The following is a 16,766-nucleotide window of genomic DNA, read 5'->3' as shown; positions in this document are numbered from 1 at the left end:
CAGCCGGGGGCCGTCCACCGGGATGTCGGTCGGCGCGGTGAGCTGGCCGGCGGTGAGCAGCCTCACCCCGCCGCCGGGCGGCGTCCGCCCGGCGGTTCGCCACGATCCGCCGGCTCTGGGCATTGGGTACGCGACGCGCAGCCGATAGCCTCAGGAGGTGGAATCAGTGCAGCCCCCCGCCGGTTCCCAGGTGTCCCGAGTACCGGCGCAGCGGACCCCGCCGGAGCAGATGGCGCCCCTCGCGCCCGCTCCCGCACCGGTACGCCCCAAGCGCTCGCTGCGTACCGTGATCGCCGTCGTCGCGGGGGTGCTGGCGCTGCTGTGCACGGGTGGCGCGGTGGTCGGTTTCGTGTTGTACGACCGCGCGACAGCCCCGGACCGAAGCGCCCCCGACGTGGTCGTGGCCAACTACATTCGGGCTTACCTGATCGATCGAAACGACACGAAGGCTCAGGAGTTCACCTGCAACGACAGCCAAGGGCTCGGTGGCATTCGGGATCTCAGGGCCGAGCTGGAGCAGCGCGAGGCCAGTTTCGGCGTGTCGATCAAGGTGAGCTGGGGTCCATTGCTTCAGGCCGAGAACGGAACAGGTCAGTCGGTGACCACGACGCTCGCGATCTCCAGCTCCAAAGATGGCCAATCGCGAAGCAGCCGTCGGGAGGCTTGGCGGTTCGACTTGGTGGACAACAAGGACGGCTGGCGTGTCTGTGGGGCGAGCAAAGTTGGCTGAGAGCACCTACTCCAGCCACAGCAGGTGCACCGGTATCTCCAACGTAGTCGGTGCCTGGCCGCGCCAGGCCCACCGGTACCACTCCAGCTCCGGGGCCACCCTGATGCAGATGTCGCCGTCCGCCCCGGAGTAGGTCTCCGTGACGGCGCGCAGATCACGCCGTTCCACTCCGCTGTCCACATGCACCACACGTCGGCCGGTCACCGCGTCGGCCTCGAACACCGGAGTGGGCGGCCGGCGGTTCGGGGCGTCCAGCGAGACCAGCCGAATTCCCGCCGCGGTCGGCGCGGTCGGCGGGGGGCGCTCGCCGATTGTCTCCACCCAGACCCGTTCCACAGGGACCAGCGGGGCGAACACCTCCACCTGCTCGGATTCGGCCCGGTACCACTCGTGCTCGGGGATGACCGGCACGTAGGTGCGGCTGCCCTGCACCACGCGCTCGTCGGCCCGCAGGTCGCCGCGCCAGCCGAGACCGGGCAGGCCGACGAGCACTCGGCGGCCACGCAGCTCGGCGCCGCCGGTGGCGGGCACCGTCTCGACCGGCCGGGGTGGCAGCGGCGCCCAGTCCGGCCGGTCGGCGAACGGGTCGGGCAGGGGATTGCTCATCCGCCCGGCCTCACTCGGTCTCGCCGAGGGGCGCGCCCCGCTTGCGCATGAAGGGCACCGGGTTGTCCGCGCCGTTGCTGGACCGGTCGCCGTTCTTGTGCACCTCGAAGTGCAGGTGCGGGCCGGACGAGTTGCCGCTGCTGCCGGAGAGCCCGATGACCTCACCCGCTGCGACCGACTGACCCGGCACCACCCTCGGTCGCTCGACCATGTGGCAGTAACGGGTGATGAACCCGCCGGCGTGCAGGATGTCCACGAACCATCCGCAGCCGCCCTTGTTCGGCCAGCCGTCCCGGTCGCAGTCCTTCCGCCCGGAGCGGTCGGGGTCGCAGCGGGCCACCAGCACCCGGCCCGCCGAGGCGGCGTGGATCGGCGTGCCCTTCGAGGCGGCCAGGTCCACGCCGTGGTGGCTGGGACGGGCGGTGGTACGGAAGCCGGAGACCACGCCGCCGGGCAGCGGCGCGGTCCAGCCGGAGGCGGCGATCCGGTCTCCGGCCGCCGCGTCGCACACCGCCTTGCCGGCGATCTCCACGGTCCGGGCGGCACCGCCGGCGAGCGCGTCGACGATCCGTCCGGCCAGTTCCTCGTGCTTGGCGTAGGCGTCGGGGTAGGCGCTCACCTGGACCCGCTGGGCCACGACGGTGAGCGGGCGCTGCTGCCAGTTCGGCACCTTCACCATCTTCTGGTAGAACTTCCGGGCCGTGTACGAGGGCGTCATCCGCTGTTCGACGCTGCCCCACCCGGGCCGCTGCTGGAACAGGCCGAGCGAGTCGTGGTCGGCGCCGACCCCCTCGTGCGGCAGCGCGAGCGACGCCGGGACCGTGCTGTTCGCCAGGTTGCGCAGCGCTGATTCCTGCATCGCGGTGGCCAGCGCGATCACCCAGCCGCGGGCGGGGACATTCATGTCCTGGCCGACCTTGATGATGACCGCGGCGTTGCGCAGCTGGCCCTCGCCGTACTCGGCGAAGCGCGGCATGTCCCCAATCAGGTTCACCTGGTAGGCCGGGTCACAGTTCAGGGCCGCGAGCTTCGGGTCGTCCTCGTCGCCGCCCAGTTCGGTGAGGAAGAAGGCGCCGGCGCCGCCGACGCAGCAGAGCAGGGCGAGCACGCTCGTGACGGCGGTGGCGAGCACGCCCAGGCGCAGCTTCCGGCGGACCTGTCCGGCGACGGCCGGGCCGGCGGTCACGACCGCTCCCAGTCGATCGCGTCCACCAGCCAGGGCCCGTCGGGTGCGACGAGTTCGAGCCGGAGCGTGCCGTTGTCCAGGGGGACGAGCGCCTCCACGAAGGACTCGGTCCGGGGCCGGAGGGTGGGTACGCCTGTCGCCTTCCGCGCGGGCACCGTCTCCGGGTCGGCGTCTGTCATCTTCTCGGCCAGCGCGGGCGTGGAGAGCGGTCGGAGCCGGGCCTGCCAGGCGTCGCCGGTGCTGCCCGGGCCGCTCAGCCACGCGTTGGTGAACCGTCCGGCGACCTGCTCCGGCGTGTCCTCGCCCGGCCGGGTCTTCGGTGCGACAGCGGTCGGCGGGCTGGCCAGCACGCCGTCGTCACCAGCCTCCGGATCAGCGGTGCTGATCGGCTGGCTGGGCCGGCCGGTCAGGCCGAGGCCCGAGTCGCCCGGACCGGCGACCAGGCGGGCCGCGCCGATTACCCCGAAGACCAGCACGGCGATCACCAGGGCGATCCCGATCCGGGACCGGAGGATCCGGGTGAAGAGGAACTCCAGCGCGCGCCGCACCGGATTCACCGGGCCTCGGAACGGATGCGCGGCGCCGGCCGGGCCGGGGATGTGCCGCGGCTGGCCGAATCGGGCCGGTAGACGGCGTAGGAGGGTGCCTCCTCCGGCACGTCCGGCTCGGTCCAGGTCGACGGTGCCCGCCGGGGCCGGGGTGTGGCGGCGGGACTTCCGCCCGGGCGTCCGCTCGCGGGCGCCTCCTCCGGCCGTTCCCGCCCGTCCGGTCGCTCCCGTCCGGCGGGTGTGGCGCTGTGCGCCGGATCCTCGTGCCGGGCCTCCGGCCGGAGGCTGCGCTGGTCGGCCGTGACGGTGCGGCGCTTGCCGATCGTCGGCTCGTTGGTGCCGCCGGGCTCGGCCACGTCCAGCCGGGCGGCGATCCGCATGTCCCGGAAGAACCGCCGGTGCCAGGAACCGGCCGAGCTGACCGCCTCGCTGCTGTCCTTGCCGCCGAGCTGGGTGATCCGGCGGTACGGCCGCAGCAGCAACCAGCCGACCACCCCGCAGAGCCAGACCAGCACCACCTGGAGCCAGCCGGGCAGCGAGGCGGTGTTCATGATCAGGTCGACGGCGAAGAGATAGATGGCCGCGCCTGTACCGAAGATGGCGATGTTGAAGACGGCAGCGACCACCGCGTTCGCCAGCCGCCGGAGGCCGGCGCTGGCCGGGCGCATCAGGCCGACCGTGCCGAGGATCGGCGCGGCGATCACCGCCCAGCGGAAGATCAGGAAGCCGAGCAGCACCAGTAGCGACGCGGTCAGGTCGAACATGGCGAACAGCACCGAGGCCAGCACCGCGATGAACCCGGCGCCGATTCGATCCATGTCCCGCGTGCCCTGGAGGTACTCGTACGCCTCCGGGTCCTCGGTCTTGATCTGCTCGGCGACCTTGGCCCACTGCTGCTGCTTGGCCTTGATGACGACGTCGCGGGTGGCCGGGTTGGAGCGGATCGACTCCGCCTCGTCCCAGGTCAGCGCCTTTGCGTCGTAGAGCGCTTGGCCGTACTTCTTCGCGGTCTCGCTGTCCGCCGAGCCGAGCACACCGCGCAGCCAGTTCCGGTAGAGCATCGTCTCGGTCGCCGTGTCGCTGGCGCGTACCGCGGGCGGGCGGTGATCCTTGCACGCTTGCGGGTTCGGGTCGTCGCACTGGCCAGGCGGGGTGTCCTTGGCGGATGGGCCGACCGCGTCGTGCACCACGCCCAACGTGGTGATCAGCGTGCTGTCGGCGATGTTCGCCGACTTGACCGGCCAGGCGGCCAGCGCGGTCACCGCCACCATCACCAGCAGCGCCCAGCCCGCCGTGGTCATGGCGTTGCTCATGTCCGACTGCCGGGACCGCCAGAGCAGGTAGAGACCCACCACGCAGACGGTGATGATGCCGAAGACGCTGAACACCTTCTGGTAGACGGCCTTCGTGGCCTGCTCCACCAGCGGGTCCGCCCAGCTCCACATCGTCCGCGGGTCCCAGGCTCGCTCCCGCAGCGCGTTCGACGCGCCGATCACCGCATTGGCGAACATGAACTCGCCGTTGGCGACCATCGTGGTGAAGCGGTAGTCCGGATGGAGCACGGAGGAGGCGCAGCCGCCGTCCACGTCGTACGTGTTGTAGCTGTACCCGGCGTACCCGTAGTCGCTGTAGAGGCCCTTCGGGCCGGGCTCCTTCGCCGAGTCGGGCCGGGACGCGAACCAGCCGGCCAGGCCCGAGTCCGGCGCGGCGGGCACCGGGGCGTTGCGGCACTCGACCTGGTCCTCGCTCACCGCCTTGAGGCGGCCGACGCAGGCGCGGAAGTCGGCCTGCCACTCCTTGGTGCTGCACAGCTCGGCCCGCGCCTGGGTGACCGGCGCGGCGGCGTACGCGGGTGTGGCCGCCCCGATCACCGGCCAGGAGATCGTGGCCCCGGCGAGTACGCCGAGCGCGAGGAGGAGCGCCGCGATCCGTGCCCTCGCCATGTCACGCCTCCAGATCAGCCAGGACGGTCGGCAGTATCCCGGCGGCCTGGGCGACCGCGGCGGGGGTGGTGTCCAGGTGCTCCAGCAGCCCGTCGACGTACGACACGTCGACCCGGACCTTCTGCACGCGCCCGTCGACGTCGCGCATGACGAACTCGCGGAAGCCGAGCCGGTTGGCCGACCCGCTGTCGGCCTGGGAGAGCGAGGCGAGCGTCGCTTCGTACCCGTCGTCCACAGGCACCCGCAGCAGCCGCAGCGCCTCGGAGGCGATCTCGCTGTCCTCGGCGATCCGGCCGACGAAGACGGTGGAGACGAGGTTCTGCACGTCGAGGCCGAGGATGTCCTTCGGGTTCTGCGAGGCCACGAGCGCGGCGAGGTTCCACTTGCGGGAGTCGCGGGCGAGCCGGACCAGGAAGGACCGGCCGGAGCGCCAGCCCTCCATGAAGTGCGCCTCGTCGAGGCCGACCAGCTTCCGGGAGGACATCGACCCGCCGTAGCAGCGGCGTACGGCGAGCCGGTGCGCGGTGTGCAGCATCGGCAGCGCGAGCGCCTCCTCGGCCGACCAGTACTCCCGCTCGATCTTGAGGTCGGGGAGCCGCAGGCCGGCCATGGTGATGACGGTGAGCGCGGCGTCGGCGCCGAGCAGCCCCTCCGGCGGCCGGCCGAAGAAGAGCATGGCCAGCGGCATCTCGGCGGTGTCGAGCAGCAGGTGGGCCAGTTCGCGGCCGGCGTCGTCGTCGAGCCCCTGCAGGCAGGTGACCACGTCGTCGAGCGTGGAGGTCTCCTCGGCGGGCACCTGGCGTACGGCGTGCCGGAACAGCGTGGCGGTGGACGCCTCCCGGGCCACCTGCGGCGGCACCAGCATCATGCAGATGTCCTGCACCAGCATCCGGCGCTCGGCGCGGGCGTTCGACACGGCGATCTCGAACTCGCGGTCGCCGGCCGCTCCGGCGCCGAACTCGGTACGCAGCGGCGTCGGGATCAGCGCGTACGGCGCCAGCGTGCCCTGCTCCGAGCCGGTCAGGTTGAGCACCCGGGAGTACGGGGCGAGTTCGGGCATGGCGCAGAGCCGGGCCAGTGGGCCGGACGGGTCGAGCAGCGTCACCTGCACGCCGCGCCGCGCGGACAGGTAGCCGAGCGCGCCGAGCAGCGTCGACTTGCCACCACCGGGTTCGGCGACGAAGACGGCGAGGCCGGAGCGTTCGCGTACCTCCATCGGGAAGTGCAGGTCGAGGAAGACCGGCCGGCGGCAGGTGCCGGCGGTCCGGCCGATCAGGTCGCCCCGCCGGTCGCCCACAGTGGACGCTGCTTGCGGCAGCGCGGCGGCGAGCAGGTTGACCGGCATCCGCCGGACGTAGCCGGTGTTGGCGATCGGCTCGCCGGGGATGAACTCTCGGGCCAGCCAGTCCTGGTTCTTCGGATGCTGGAGCGAGATGCGCAGCTCACGGGAGTAGAGCTGGATGAGCCGCCGGGCCCGCTCCAGGCACTCCTCCCGGGTCCGGCCGCCGACCGCGATGCGGTGCCAGCCGTGTGCCCGGGCCGAGTCGACGGGCAGGCCGGTGGTCATCTCGTCGCCGATCACCAGCGCGCGCTTGGCCAGGCGTTCCAGCTCAGGCGGGGCGTCGATGCCGTGCTCGGCGTAGTCGAGCTGCTGGGAGCGGATCATCCGCAGCCGGTGTTCGAGGTTCCGGAAGGAGTCGTTGGGGCCGAGGATGTCGACCCGGGTGGACAGCTCCATCGGCCACGGCAGCCGCTCGTGGAAGTGCAGCCAGGGCTCGTGCCGCTCGGGGATCTCCAGCGGCTCCATCCGGCCGACCGCGAGCACGGCGACGTGCCGCTCCTCGCCGGTCATCCGGTTGACCAGCTTCACCGTCGAGCCGTACGGGGTGCGGTAGCGCTCGACCTGCTCGGTGAGGGCCAGCAGGTCGCCGCGTTCCCACCGGCCGTTGGTGATCGGGGACAGGACGCCGGGCGGCGCCATGCACAGCGCCACCGAGCGGTAGAGCAGCCATTCCAGTTCGGGCGCGGTGACCCGCCGCCCGCGCATGCCGAACGCGCCAAGGACCTCGTCGAACTGCTCGACGGTACGGCTCAGCCGGCGCCGCTCGCCGTCGGCGGTGCCCCGGCCGAACGTGCGGAGCAGGCGTTCGGTGAGCGAGTCGCCGAGCGACCGGCGGGCGAACGTGACGCCGAGGTAGGTCTGGCCCTCGGCGTGGTTGACCGCCATCAGGTGCCGCTGGGCGGCGACCAGGTGGTCGGCCCAGCCGGTGGTGCCGGGCACGTCGGGCAGCGGGGCGGCGGTGTGTGCGTCGATGGTGCGGGCCCACTCGTCGGCCGGGAAGGGCCGGGTGGTGCGGCGCAGGTGCAGCCGGAAGCCGGCGAGCCCGGCGTACTGCTCGGAGATCGCCGAGAGCAGCGCCTCGCGTTCGGCGTCGGGCCGGAACGCCCACCGCACCTCGGGCAGCCAGTACCAGGCGGTGACGGTGTTGGGGGTGAAGGTGAGGTGGCCGGCGATCTCGGTGATGGCCAGCTCGACCGACGGGTCCCGGTCACCGAACTTGATCTTCGGGGCGCGGACCCGGACCGGCTTCGCCGGCCGGTTCCGGCGTTCCGGCGTGCGCTGCCGGGGCGGCGCGATCTCGCGGTGCGCCGGACGGCCGACCTCCCGCGCCGGCGCTGCGCCGGTCGCGAGCGGTTCCGCCGGAGCGAGGTCCGCTTCCCGGTACTCGGCGGCTGCGGGCCCGGGCGCGGCGATCTGCGGGGGCGGCGGGAGTGCCGGCTCCGGCTCGGCCGGGGGCCGGAGCTCGGGCAGCCGGTCACCGGCCTGCTGCGGCACCCGCCTCCGGGACGGCGGCGGCGGGGCGAGTGCGGCAGGCGGGTCGGGCAGGGGCGGCTCGACGGGCAGGGGCACGGCGCGCACCGGCTCGGGCCGGGGACGCCCGATCGCGCGTACGCCGGGAGCCTGCTCACGGGCTTGCGGCTCCGGCTCGGCCCGCGGCGCGGGCTCGACCGGCGCGGCGTGCTGGTGCGGGATCGGCAGGGCCTCACGGCCGACGCCGCGGCGGGGCGGCGCCACCACCGGCTCGACCGGCGGGGACGGCGTGGGGGCGGCGGGTCGCCGGACCCGGGGCTGCGCGCCGCCGAACAGGTCGAGGAAGGGCGAGTCGATGTCGCCGTCGGGGCGTACCGGCTCGCGGGGGGTGATCGGTCGCGGCGGTTGGAAGACACCGACCCGGCCGTGGCCTGGGCTGGTGACGAGGGCGCCGTCCAGGACGACCTCGTCCAGATCCTCGTCCGGTGGGTAGTCGAACGATCGCTGACGGTTACCGTTCGGCCCGGCCGGACGCCCGGCCGGGGGACCCGGCGTGGAAGAGCGACTCATGCGACCGCCTCACCCGCGTCGTTCGTCTGCACGGTTGTCGTACGCCCGGTCATGCCAGTTCCTCCCGGATCCTGATCCGGCTCGCGACGAGCCGCGGGTCCCGCTGCTCGGTGGCCGGTTCCCGGGTGCGTCGCCAGTCGGTCAGCGCGGTCCGGATGACCATGCGCGCGGGCCGGTCCGGGTCGACGTACCGGAAGATGAACGAGGTGGTCACGATCGCCAGCGAGATCTCCCAGGCGGGGAAGAGCTCGACCTGGAGCGTGAACAGCCAGTGGATGAATATGTAGAGGGGTACGAGCAGCATGAACAGGCCGTACTGGGCGTACGGCAGGTGAACGGGAAGGGTGTACCCGGGCGGCCCCAGGTAGACGAGGCGTGCCCGGTAGATGTCGTCGTCGGTGCGCAGCCGCATCGTCGCCCAGCGTCCTACTCGAAGATCAGGTTGATCAGGTAGTCGCCGACGAAGAAGAGCGTGGCGGCGCCGGCGATGAAGGCCAGGCCGATGATGGCGATGGCCGAGCTGGTCAGCACCTTGGAGATCTCACCCCGGCTGGCCCGGCCGATGAAGATCACCCCGAGGACGGCGAGCAGGATCGGCGCGATCTTGCTGGCGAAGAAGGTGACGACGTTGTCGGTGTCGATGCCCTTCGGTGCCGGCTCGGCGAGTGGAGTCGACGCCAGGGTGTGGAGCGCGTGGTCCACGGCGCTCGACGCCGTTGCCATGAGCTCGATGGCGATCACTGGAAACCTCCCCAAGGTCGCGGCCGGCGGTGCCGCGTTGGTGCAAGTAGGCAAGCCTGGCGGGATGGTGCTCGGCGGACACGGCAGTCGTCGACGCTGTGTCCGTGACCCACCACGCTGGGTGGTGAGTTATGGGCGGATTCTTCCCGCTTCGGCCCTCCCTCCAGGCTTCGTCATCTCGATGCTGGGCAATTCCAAAGCGTACGGCCCGGCCACCTTTGCGACAAGCCGTGAAGACTCGACCCCGAATCGCCCTGAAGACCGATCGTACACCTGTTCCAATCCGCATGTCAGGGCTGCTGCGTCGGCGGCTCGCCCGGTCGCCGGAAGCCCTGCCGGCGACCGGTACTGTCGGCTCCGTGACCGATCTGGTACGGGCGGAGACCCCGGTGGTGATGGGCGTCCTCAACGTCACGCCCGACTCCTTCTCCGACGGCGGCAGATACGCCGATCTGGAGGCGGCCGTCGCACACGGGGTGCGACTGCGCGCCGACGGCGCCGACCTGATCGACGTGGGCGGCGAGTCCACCCGGCCCGGCGCCGACCGGATCGACGCGGCCACCGAGACCGCCCGGGTGCTGCCGGTGGTCCGTGAGCTGAGCGCCGCCGGCATCCGGGTCAGCATCGACACCAGCCGGGCCCGGGTCGCAGAGGCGGTCCTCGCCGCCGGCGCGTACGTGGTGAACGACGTCTCCGGCGGCCTCGCCGACCCGGACATGGCCCGGGTGGTCCGGGACGCCGGCTGTCCCTGGGTGCTCATGCACTGGCGGGGGCACTCCCGGGAGATGCGCGACCTGGCCACGTACACCGACGTGGTGGCCGAGGTCCGGGACGAGCTGAGCCGGCGGGTCGACGCCGCGCTCGCCGCCGGGGTGGCCGCCGACCGGATCATCGTCGACCCGGGCCTGGGCTTCGCGAAGACCGCCGCGCACAACTGGGCGCTCAGCGCCCGTCTGCCCGAGCTGGTCGACCTGGGCTTCCCGGTGCTCTTCGGGGCCAGCCGCAAGTCCTACCTGGGCCGGCTGCTCGCCGACGCGGCGGGCGAGCCCCGGCCCACCGCCGGGCGGGAGGCCGCCACAGTCGCGACGAGCGTGCTCGCCGTCGCGGCCGGCGCCTGGGGGGTACGCGTGCACGACGTCCGCGGCACCGCCGACGCGCTCGCCGTCTGGCGGGCCACCGGCAGCCCGCGGCTCGCCACCGCGACCGGCCCACGGCGCGCGACCGCGTCGCCGACGGCAGTCACCGCCGGCGGGCAGCAGACGGAAGCGGCGACCGGCGGCACCCGGGCGGCGGAAGCGGCCATCGGCACGAGCGGAGGCGACAGATGACCGACCGGATCGAACTGACCGGCCTGCGGGCGCACGGCCGGCACGGCGTCTACGACTTCGAGCGCGCCCAGGGGCAGGAGTTCGTGGTCGACGCGGTGCTCGAACTGGACCTGGGACCGGCCGCCCGCTCCGACGAGGTGACCGACACCGTGCACTACGGCGAGCTGGCCGAACGGCTGGTCGCGGTGATCACCGGCGAGCCGGTGAACCTGATCGAGACGCTCGCCGACCGGCTGCTCGCGGTGTGCCTGGCCGAACCGCTGGTGGCCGCCGCGACGGTGACGGTGCACAAGCCGGAGGCCCCGATCCCGCACGCCTTCCGGGACGTGGCGGTCACCATGCGGCGTACCCGGTGACCCGGGCCGTGCTGTCGATCGGCAGCAACCTGGGCGACCGCCTCGGCCACCTGCGCGGCGCGGTGGCCGCGCTCGGCGACCGGGTGCTGCTGGTCTCCGGCGTCTACGAGACTCCACCGTGGGGGGACGCGGACCAGCCCGCGTACCTGAACGCGGTGGTGATGGTCGCGGACCCGGCGGCGGCGCCGGAGGACTGGCTGGCCCGCGCCCGGGCCGCGGAGGCGGCGGCCGGGCGCGCCCGCGACCCGGAGCGGCGGTACGGGCCGCGCACGCTCGACGTGGACGTGATCGCGGTCTGGGACGACGCCGGGCAGCCGGTGCTCCGCGACGATCCCGAGCTGACAGTGCCGCATCCCCGGGCCCACCTGCGCGCGTTCGTGCTGCGCCCGTGGATCGACATCGAGCCGCACGGCCGGCTCCCCGGGCACGGCTGGCTGACCGATCTGCTCAACGCCGAGCCGCTGGCCGGTGACGCCCTGGAACTGAGCCCGCGACCCGATCTGACGCTAGAGTCGGACACATGACCCGGTGGAGCGTGGCCCGGCAGTGGCGAGCTGAGGAGGCGCGGTGAGCACCGACCGCTCCCCGCAGGGGCCCGACCGCTTCCGGATGGGTCCGACCCGGGCGTCCACGCTCGTGGTGGCCGGTCTGGCCGCCGCCGCGGTGGCCTGGCTGCTGATCAGCGGCTTCTACTACGACTTCGCGCCGGACCTGCCCTGGCTTCCGGTGATCACGCTGGCCGGCCTGGCCGTGCTGGAGGGCTACGCGGCGGTCAACACCCGCAGCCGGATCGAGCGGCGGCCCGGCCGGGAGCCGGTGAACCCGCTGCTGGTCGCCCGGTTCGTGGTGCTGGCCAAGGCGTCCGCGCTGGCCGGGGCCATCTTCGCCGGCTTCTACGCCGGCCTGACCGGCTGGCTCTTCGTGGAGCGGACCAACGCCGCCCAGAGCGATCGCCCCGCCGCGCTCGGCGGTCTGATCGCGTCGCTCGCGCTCGTCGCCGCCGCGCTCTGGCTGGAACGCTCCTGCCGGGTGCCGGAGCAGGAGGACGACGAGGACCGCGAGCCGGGCGACCGCGAGACGCCGCGCGGGCGTCTCTGATCCGGGGTTCCCCACACCCCGGCCCGGCGGTACCGTCCCTGGCGACCGGAGAGCGACGGCCGCCACGGTCCGCCCGCCCGTGGGCCGGACGCGGCCACCTGGGAGGCGCGGGTCTATGGCGTACGACGACGCGGGTCGGACAACGCCGCCGGAGACATCGTCCGGCGTGCCCGCCGCCGTACTGGAGCACGTCTTCGACGACCCGGCGCACGGCGAGCCCGGCCGGGACCGCATCGCGGTGCACGTGCTCTGGGAATTCCTGCTGCTCGCCGCGCTGGTGGCGGTGACCTGGCTGCTCTGGCGGCAGGACGCGGACGCGCTGCGCGGCGGCTCCCTGAAGACGCTGCTCGTCGACGTGGCCGCGCTCGGCCTGCTCACCCTCGCCGCGGGCCTGAGCATGCGGGCCGGCGCGGTGAACCTGGCGGTCGGCCCGGTCGCGCTGGCCGCCGCGCTGCACTTCGCCGAGCAGGGCGACCGGGGCATGCGGGAGGCGCTGCTGCCGGCGCTCGCGATCGCTGCGGCGGCCGGGCTGGCGCTCGCGCTGGCCGTGGTGGTGCTGCACGTGCCCGGCTGGGCGGCGAGCCTGGCCGGGGCGGCCGGCGTGATCGTCTACCTGGAGCGCCGGAGCGTGCCGGTCGCGGTCCAGGGTGACTACGACCCCCGCCGCAACGCGCTGTACCTCTTCGTCGGCTTCGCCGCGGTGGCCGTCCTCGGTGGCCTGTTCGCCGCGATGATGCCGGTGCGCCGGCTGATCGGCCGGTTCCGGCCGGTCGTCGACCCGGCCCGCCGCCGCGGCGCGGTCGCCGCCACCGTGACCGCGCTGGCGCTCGTCGGGTCCACGGTGCTGGCGACGCTCGGCGGGGTGCTGATCGCCGCGAACGGGGACGGCGCTGTCGGGCCCGGCACCGGCCTGGACTGGACGGTGCTGGCGGTCGGCACGGTGATGCTCGGTGGCACCAGCGCGTACGGGCGCCGCGGCGGCATCTTCGGCACCATGCTCGCGGTCTGCCTGGTGGTGATGTTCCTGGCCTGGACCGTGCCGCAGGGCTGGTCGATCGGCCGGTGGGCGTTGGGCGGCGCCACGCTCGGCGCCGGGCTGCTCGTCACCCGGCTGGTGGAGACGTTCGGCCGGCCCCGCCCGGCGCCGCCGGCGGCCGTGGCGCCGGTGCCGGCCCGCCCGCTGCGGGACGGCGCGACGAGCGGCGGCTGGGGGATGACCCCGGCGCCCGAGCCGGCCGACGCCTGGCCGTCGGTGCTGCCGGTACGCCAGAACGACACCCCGGTGGAGGCGTGGGAGGCTCCGCGCTGGGAGAGCGAGCCCCGGCGCTGGGACGCGGACGAGCGCTGACCCGACGGGGCCGTGCGTCCGGCGGGCCGGAGCTGATCTCGCCGGTTAGGCTCGGCGGCATGACCGAGACTCCTGCCCCCGGCGGCCGCACCTTCGACGAGCTCGACAAGCTCTCCACCGAGGAGTTGCGCGAGCAGGCGTTCAACCTGGCCCGCGAGCGTCGCGACGTGGGCTTCTTCTGGTCGGTCCTGCGGCACCTGCCCAACGCGGACGAGGCCGCCGCGCTGGACGGCGCGCCGAACTCGATCGGCCCGACCATCGACGAGGCGAACGCACTCTGGCGCGAGCTGACCGGGCACGGCTACGAGGAGTCCGCGCCGCTGCTGCGCGCCGCCTTCATCGACTACCTGATGAAGCACTGACGCCGATGACGGCCCGCCGGCCGACGGCTGCCGACCGGTTGCGCAGGTTTGCCCGGCGGGACCGGCCGGGAACTGACCGCCGCATGGCTCTGAGCAACCGCCCCCGCACCGTCTCCCGGTACGGCTCGGCCGCCGGCACCGGCACGCTCGCCGCGTTCCTGCTCGTCGCCGTCGGCGGCAGTCCGATGTACGTGGACTGGGCGCAGCGTGCCACCGACCCGACCGGCGCCGGTGGCTGGTTCCTGCGGCTGCTGGCCTGGCCGTCCTGGCGGTGGCACGCCGACGAGGGCGTGTTCGCCACCAACCTGCGCGCGATCCTGCTGATCGTGCTGGCGGCGGCGCTGCTCTACCTGCTGCCCGGGCCGCAGACCGACCGGGTGACGTCCTCGGGCAGCCAGTTCCTGTCCGGCTGGGGTGCGTACGCGCTCGCCGCCGGGCTCAGCGCCCTGCTCGCCACCCTCCTCGGCCCGCACGGCTCGCTGTTCGCCGCGTTCCAGTCCGCCAGCACCGGCGTCACGTACGGCTTCTTCGCGGGCTGGATCGTCGGGCTGGCCAGCCTGGGCGGCCGGGCCTGACCCCGCTCAGTCCACCGCGCCCAGGGTCAGCACCCGGGTGCGGGCGAGCAGGCCCACCGCCCGGCCCTCCTCGGTCACCACGGCGTGCTCCGCGCCGGAGGTGAGCAGCGCGCCGAGCGCGTCGTACGCGGAGTCGCCGAGCGCCACAGTGGGCAGACCGGCGCCCCCGTCGGCCGGGAGCGGGTCGAGCACCGCGCGGGTCACCGGGGTGACGGCGAGCCGCCGGATGCCCCGGTCGGCGCCGACGAACTCGCGGACGAAGTCCGAGGCGGGCGAGCCGAGCAGCGCGGCGGGCGTGTCGTACTGCTCCAGCCGGCCGCCCTCGGAGAGCACCGCGATCCGGTCGCCCAGCCGGACCGCCTCGTCGAGGTCGTGCGTGACGAGCACGATGGTCTTGCGTACCTCGGCCTGCAACCGCAGGAACTCCTCCTGCAGGCGGGTACGGACGATCGGGTCCACCGCCGAGAACGGCTCGTCCATCAGCAGCACCACCGGGTCGGCGGCGAGCGCCCGGGCCACGCCGACCCGCTGCCGCTGCCCGCCGGAGAGTTCGTGCGGGTACCGCCGGCCGAACTGCGCCGGGTCGAGGCCGACCAGCTCCAGCAGCTCGCCGACCCGGGCGCGGGTGCGCTGCTTCGGCCAGCCCAGCAGCCCCGGCACGGTCGCCACGTTCGCCGAGACGGTCTGGTGCGGGAAGAGGCCGACGTTCTGGATGACGTACCCGATGCGGCGGCGCAGCGCCACCGGGTCGACCCGTGTGACGTCGTCGTCGCCGAGCAGGATCCGCCCGCCGGTCGGCTCGATCAGCCGGTTGATCATCCGCAGCACCGTCGACTTGCCGCAGCCGGACGGGCCGATCAGGACCACCAGCTCACCGGCGCCGACCTGCAGGCTCAGCTCGCGTACCGCCTCGGTGCCGTCCGGGTAGCGCTTGCGGATGCGCTCCAGGGTGATCGACGCCGCGCCGCCTCCGGCGGTGCTCCCCGGGGTACCGTCCACGTGTGTTCCTCCACCTGAGCTACCGGGCCGACCCGGGTAATCCGTGGTTCTCCTGGCAGTACGTGCGGGACAACTCTGACACGATCCTCGCCGCGCTGCGGGAGCACACCTGGCTGACCGCCCGGGCCGTGGTGATCGCCGCGCTGGTGGCGTTGCCGCTCGCCGTGCTGGCGTACTGGTTCCGGTCGCTGTCGGCCTCCATCCTGGCGGTGACCGGGGTGCTCTACACCGTCCCGTCGCTGGCGCTGTTCGCCTTTCTCGCGCCCTACCTGGGCATTGGCGCGATCACCGTGCTCACCGTGGTGGCGCTGTACGCGCTGCTGGTCATCGTGCGCAACGCGCTGGCCGGGCTGAACCAGGTGCCGCCGGAGGTGCGGGAGGCCGCCGAGGGCATGGGGTACGGCCGGTGGGGGCGGCTGTTCCGGATCGAGCTGCCGCTGGCGCTACCCGGCATCCTCACCGGCGTACGGCTCGCGACGGTGTCGACGGTCGCGCTGGTCACCGTCGGTGTGGTGGTCGGCCGGGGCGGGCTCGGCCAGCTCATCTTCGCCGGCTTCCAGAACAACTTCTACAAGGCACAGATCATGACCGGCACGGTGCTGTGCGTGCTGCTGGCGCTGGTGCTCGACCTGGTGCTGGCCGGCGCGGGCCGCCTGCTGACCCCGTGGCTGCGTGGGAGGTCCGCCCGGTGAACCCCGTCGAGCAGGCGGTCGTCTGGCTGAACGACCCGCTGAACTGGACCAATCCCGGCGGCGTGCTGGACCGTCTCGGCGAGCACCTGAGCATGTCCGCCCTGGCGGTGCTGCTCGGGTGCCTGGTGGCCTGGCCGATCGGTCTCTGGCTCGGGCACAGCGGCCGGGGCGGCGGGCTGGTGCTGCTGGTCTCCAACGTCACGCTGGCGATCCCGACCCTGGCCCTGCTGACCATCCTCCCGCTGACCTTCCTCGGCTTCGGCCGGCCGGCGGTGGTGGTGGCGCTCGCGGTCTTCGCGGTGCCGCCGCTGCTGGCGACCGCGTACACCGGGGTGCGGCAGGCCGACCCGGAGGCGCGGGACGCCGCGCACGGGATGGGGCTGTCCGGCGCGCAGGTGCTGCGCCGGGTGGAACTGCCGCTGGCCGTGCCCTATCTGGCGGCCGGTTTCCGCACCGCGGCGGTGCAGGTGGTGGCCACCGCCGCGCTCGCGTCGTTCGTCAACGGCGGCGGGCTGGGCCAGATCATCCGGGCCGGCTTCGGGCTCGACATCGCCGCCGGCGGCGGCCAGATCATCGCCGGCGGGGTGCTGGTGGCCGGGCTGGCGCTGCTGGTCGAGGGGCTGCTCGCGATCGTGGAGCGGGTGGTCACGCCGCGCCCGCTGCGCCCGGCCCGCCGCCGGGCGAACCGTCGCGCGACGGCGGCGACGACCGGCAGTTGAGCCGCCGGTGACGATCGGGTGACGAAAACCGCTCCGGGTTTGTCGGTCGCCTCTGGAAGATATTGGCTGGAGTCGCGGGTGGCCGTCCGGTTCGCCCGTCGGACACGCGGCCGGCCCGATCGGGTCGCGCCGGGACACGGAAGGCGGGCACTC

At 73.6% G+C, this 16,766-nt stretch carries 18 protein-coding genes; 10 read left to right on the top strand and 8 right to left on the bottom strand.

The window, feature by feature from the left end; translation table 11 throughout:
• The first annotated feature begins 166 nt into the window (after positions 1–166).
• Positions 167–730 (top strand): hypothetical protein, encoded by a 564-nt coding sequence (locus tag MicB006_RS09570; RefSeq protein ID WP_116505340.1) that lies wholly within the window; start codon positions 167–169, stop codon positions 728–730.
• 6 nt (positions 731–736) lie between these two features.
• Here the strand turns inward: MicB006_RS09570 and MicB006_RS09565 are convergent, their stop codons facing one another.
• Genes MicB006_RS09565 through MicB006_RS09535 form a run of 7 tightly spaced genes read right to left on the bottom strand, consistent with a single transcriptional unit; the run spans position 737 to position 9,136 of the window.
• Positions 737–1,336 carry a hypothetical protein gene (locus tag MicB006_RS09565; protein ID WP_116505338.1) on the bottom strand — a complete coding sequence of 200 codons (600 nt, stop codon included), beginning with the start codon at positions 1,334–1,336 and terminating at the stop codon, positions 737–739.
• 10 nt (positions 1,337–1,346) lie between these two features.
• Positions 1,347–2,522, bottom strand: coding sequence for a M23 family metallopeptidase (locus tag MicB006_RS09560; RefSeq protein ID WP_116505336.1), 1,176 nt, complete (start codon positions 2,520–2,522; stop codon positions 1,347–1,349).
• Complete coding sequence (locus MicB006_RS09555; RefSeq protein ID WP_116505334.1) at positions 2,519–3,079, bottom strand: hypothetical protein; 561 nt, start codon at positions 3,077–3,079, stop codon at positions 2,519–2,521. The genes MicB006_RS09560 and MicB006_RS09555 overlap by 4 nt, the downstream gene beginning before the upstream one ends.
• Positions 3,076–5,013: an MFS transporter gene (locus MicB006_RS09550; RefSeq protein WP_116505332.1), complete on the bottom strand. Its 1,938-nt coding sequence runs from the start codon at positions 5,011–5,013 to the stop codon at positions 3,076–3,078. Before MicB006_RS09550 ends, MicB006_RS09555 begins: the two co-directional genes overlap by 4 nt.
• A 1-nt stretch (position 5,014) precedes the next feature.
• Positions 5,015–8,395 carry an ATP-binding protein gene (locus MicB006_RS09545; protein ID WP_116505330.1) on the bottom strand — a complete coding sequence of 1,127 codons (3,381 nt, stop codon included), beginning with the start codon at positions 8,393–8,395 and terminating at the stop codon, positions 5,015–5,017.
• A gap of 49 nt (positions 8,396–8,444) precedes the next feature.
• On the bottom strand, positions 8,445–8,807 hold the full coding sequence (locus MicB006_RS09540) for a hypothetical protein (protein WP_116505328.1): 363 nt from the start codon (positions 8,805–8,807) through the stop codon (positions 8,445–8,447).
• 14 nt (positions 8,808–8,821) lie between these two features.
• Entirely contained in the window at positions 8,822–9,136 is a 315-nt protein-coding gene (locus MicB006_RS09535) for a hypothetical protein (RefSeq protein WP_013288976.1), read from the bottom strand.
• A gap of 359 nt (positions 9,137–9,495) precedes the next feature.
• Here MicB006_RS09535 and folP point away from each other — a divergent pair, with 359 nt between their 5' ends.
• From folP to MicB006_RS09500, 7 genes are all read left to right on the top strand, one after another.
• The gene (folP, locus tag MicB006_RS09530) at positions 9,496–10,464 is read left to right on the top strand and encodes a dihydropteroate synthase (RefSeq protein WP_225980685.1); all 969 of its coding nucleotides are present in this window, start codon (positions 9,496–9,498) and stop codon (positions 10,462–10,464) included.
• Positions 10,461–10,820: a dihydroneopterin aldolase gene (gene folB / locus MicB006_RS09525; RefSeq protein WP_043327897.1), complete on the top strand. Its 360-nt coding sequence runs from the start codon at positions 10,461–10,463 to the stop codon at positions 10,818–10,820. The genes folP and folB overlap by 4 nt, the downstream gene beginning before the upstream one ends.
• On the top strand, positions 10,817–11,344 hold the full coding sequence (gene folK, locus MicB006_RS09520; RefSeq protein WP_073829224.1) for a 2-amino-4-hydroxy-6-hydroxymethyldihydropteridine diphosphokinase: 528 nt from the start codon (positions 10,817–10,819) through the stop codon (positions 11,342–11,344). Before folB ends, folK begins: the two co-directional genes overlap by 4 nt.
• Before the next feature lie 85 nt (positions 11,345–11,429).
• On the top strand, positions 11,430–11,918 hold the full coding sequence (locus tag MicB006_RS09515; protein ID WP_116511291.1) for a DUF3180 domain-containing protein: 489 nt from the start codon (positions 11,430–11,432) through the stop codon (positions 11,916–11,918).
• A gap of 115 nt (positions 11,919–12,033) precedes the next feature.
• Positions 12,034–13,266: an ABC transporter permease gene (locus MicB006_RS09510; protein ID WP_116505326.1), complete on the top strand. Its 1,233-nt coding sequence runs from the start codon at positions 12,034–12,036 to the stop codon at positions 13,264–13,266.
• 59 nt (positions 13,267–13,325) lie between these two features.
• Positions 13,326–13,628, top strand: a complete 303-nt coding sequence (locus MicB006_RS09505) for a hypothetical protein (RefSeq protein ID WP_116505324.1) — start codon at positions 13,326–13,328, stop codon at positions 13,626–13,628.
• 83 nt (positions 13,629–13,711) lie between these two features.
• A complete protein-coding gene (locus MicB006_RS09500) occupies positions 13,712–14,203 on the top strand; it encodes a hypothetical protein (protein ID WP_116505322.1) in 492 nt (163 codons plus the stop codon).
• A 6-nt stretch (positions 14,204–14,209) separates the two neighbouring features.
• On the opposite strand, the gene MicB006_RS09495 is transcribed toward MicB006_RS09500, so the two are convergent.
• Positions 14,210–15,202 (bottom strand): ABC transporter ATP-binding protein, encoded by a 993-nt coding sequence (locus tag MicB006_RS09495; protein WP_116505320.1) that lies wholly within the window; start codon positions 15,200–15,202, stop codon positions 14,210–14,212.
• Positions 15,203–15,204: 2 nt separating this feature from the next.
• Here MicB006_RS09495 and MicB006_RS09490 point away from each other — a divergent pair, with 2 nt between their 5' ends.
• Complete coding sequence (locus MicB006_RS09490) at positions 15,205–15,894, top strand: ABC transporter permease (RefSeq protein ID WP_073829219.1); 690 nt, start codon at positions 15,205–15,207, stop codon at positions 15,892–15,894.
• Positions 15,891–16,613: an ABC transporter permease gene (locus MicB006_RS09485; RefSeq protein ID WP_116511289.1), complete on the top strand. Its 723-nt coding sequence runs from the start codon at positions 15,891–15,893 to the stop codon at positions 16,611–16,613. Before MicB006_RS09490 ends, MicB006_RS09485 begins: the two co-directional genes overlap by 4 nt.
• The last annotated feature ends 153 nt before the right edge of the window (positions 16,614–16,766 follow it).

The sequence above is a fragment of the Micromonospora sp. B006 genome (assembly GCF_003408515.1).
Classification (GTDB): Bacteria; Actinomycetota; Actinomycetes; order Mycobacteriales; family Micromonosporaceae; genus Micromonospora; species Micromonospora echinospora_A.
The sequence above is the reverse complement of the archived record's forward strand: the minus strand, read 5'-3'. Positions and strand labels throughout refer to the sequence as shown.

Bases quoted from the DNA above. Each gene is read 5' to 3' on its own strand.
- MicB006_RS09565 (WP_116505338.1), bottom strand. From the start codon at position 1,336: ATGAGCAATCCCCTGCCCGACCCGTTCGCCGACCGGCCGGACTGGGCG.
- MicB006_RS09550 (WP_116505332.1), bottom strand. From the start codon at position 5,013: ATGGCGAGGGCACGGATCGCGGCGCTCCTCCTCGCGCTCGGCGTACTC.
- MicB006_RS09545 (WP_116505330.1), bottom strand. From the start codon at position 8,395: ATGAGTCGCTCTTCCACGCCGGGTCCCCCGGCCGGGCGTCCGGCCGGG.
- MicB006_RS09540 (WP_116505328.1), bottom strand. From the start codon at position 8,807: ATGCGGCTGCGCACCGACGACGACATCTACCGGGCACGCCTCGTCTAC.
- folB (WP_043327897.1), top strand. From the start codon at position 10,461: ATGACCGACCGGATCGAACTGACCGGCCTGCGGGCGCACGGCCGGCAC.
- MicB006_RS09515 (WP_116511291.1), top strand. From the start codon at position 11,430: ATGGGTCCGACCCGGGCGTCCACGCTCGTGGTGGCCGGTCTGGCCGCC.
- MicB006_RS09510 (WP_116505326.1), top strand. From the start codon at position 12,034: ATGGCGTACGACGACGCGGGTCGGACAACGCCGCCGGAGACATCGTCC.
- MicB006_RS09505 (WP_116505324.1), top strand. From the start codon at position 13,326: ATGACCGAGACTCCTGCCCCCGGCGGCCGCACCTTCGACGAGCTCGAC.
- MicB006_RS09500 (WP_116505322.1), top strand. From the start codon at position 13,712: ATGGCTCTGAGCAACCGCCCCCGCACCGTCTCCCGGTACGGCTCGGCC.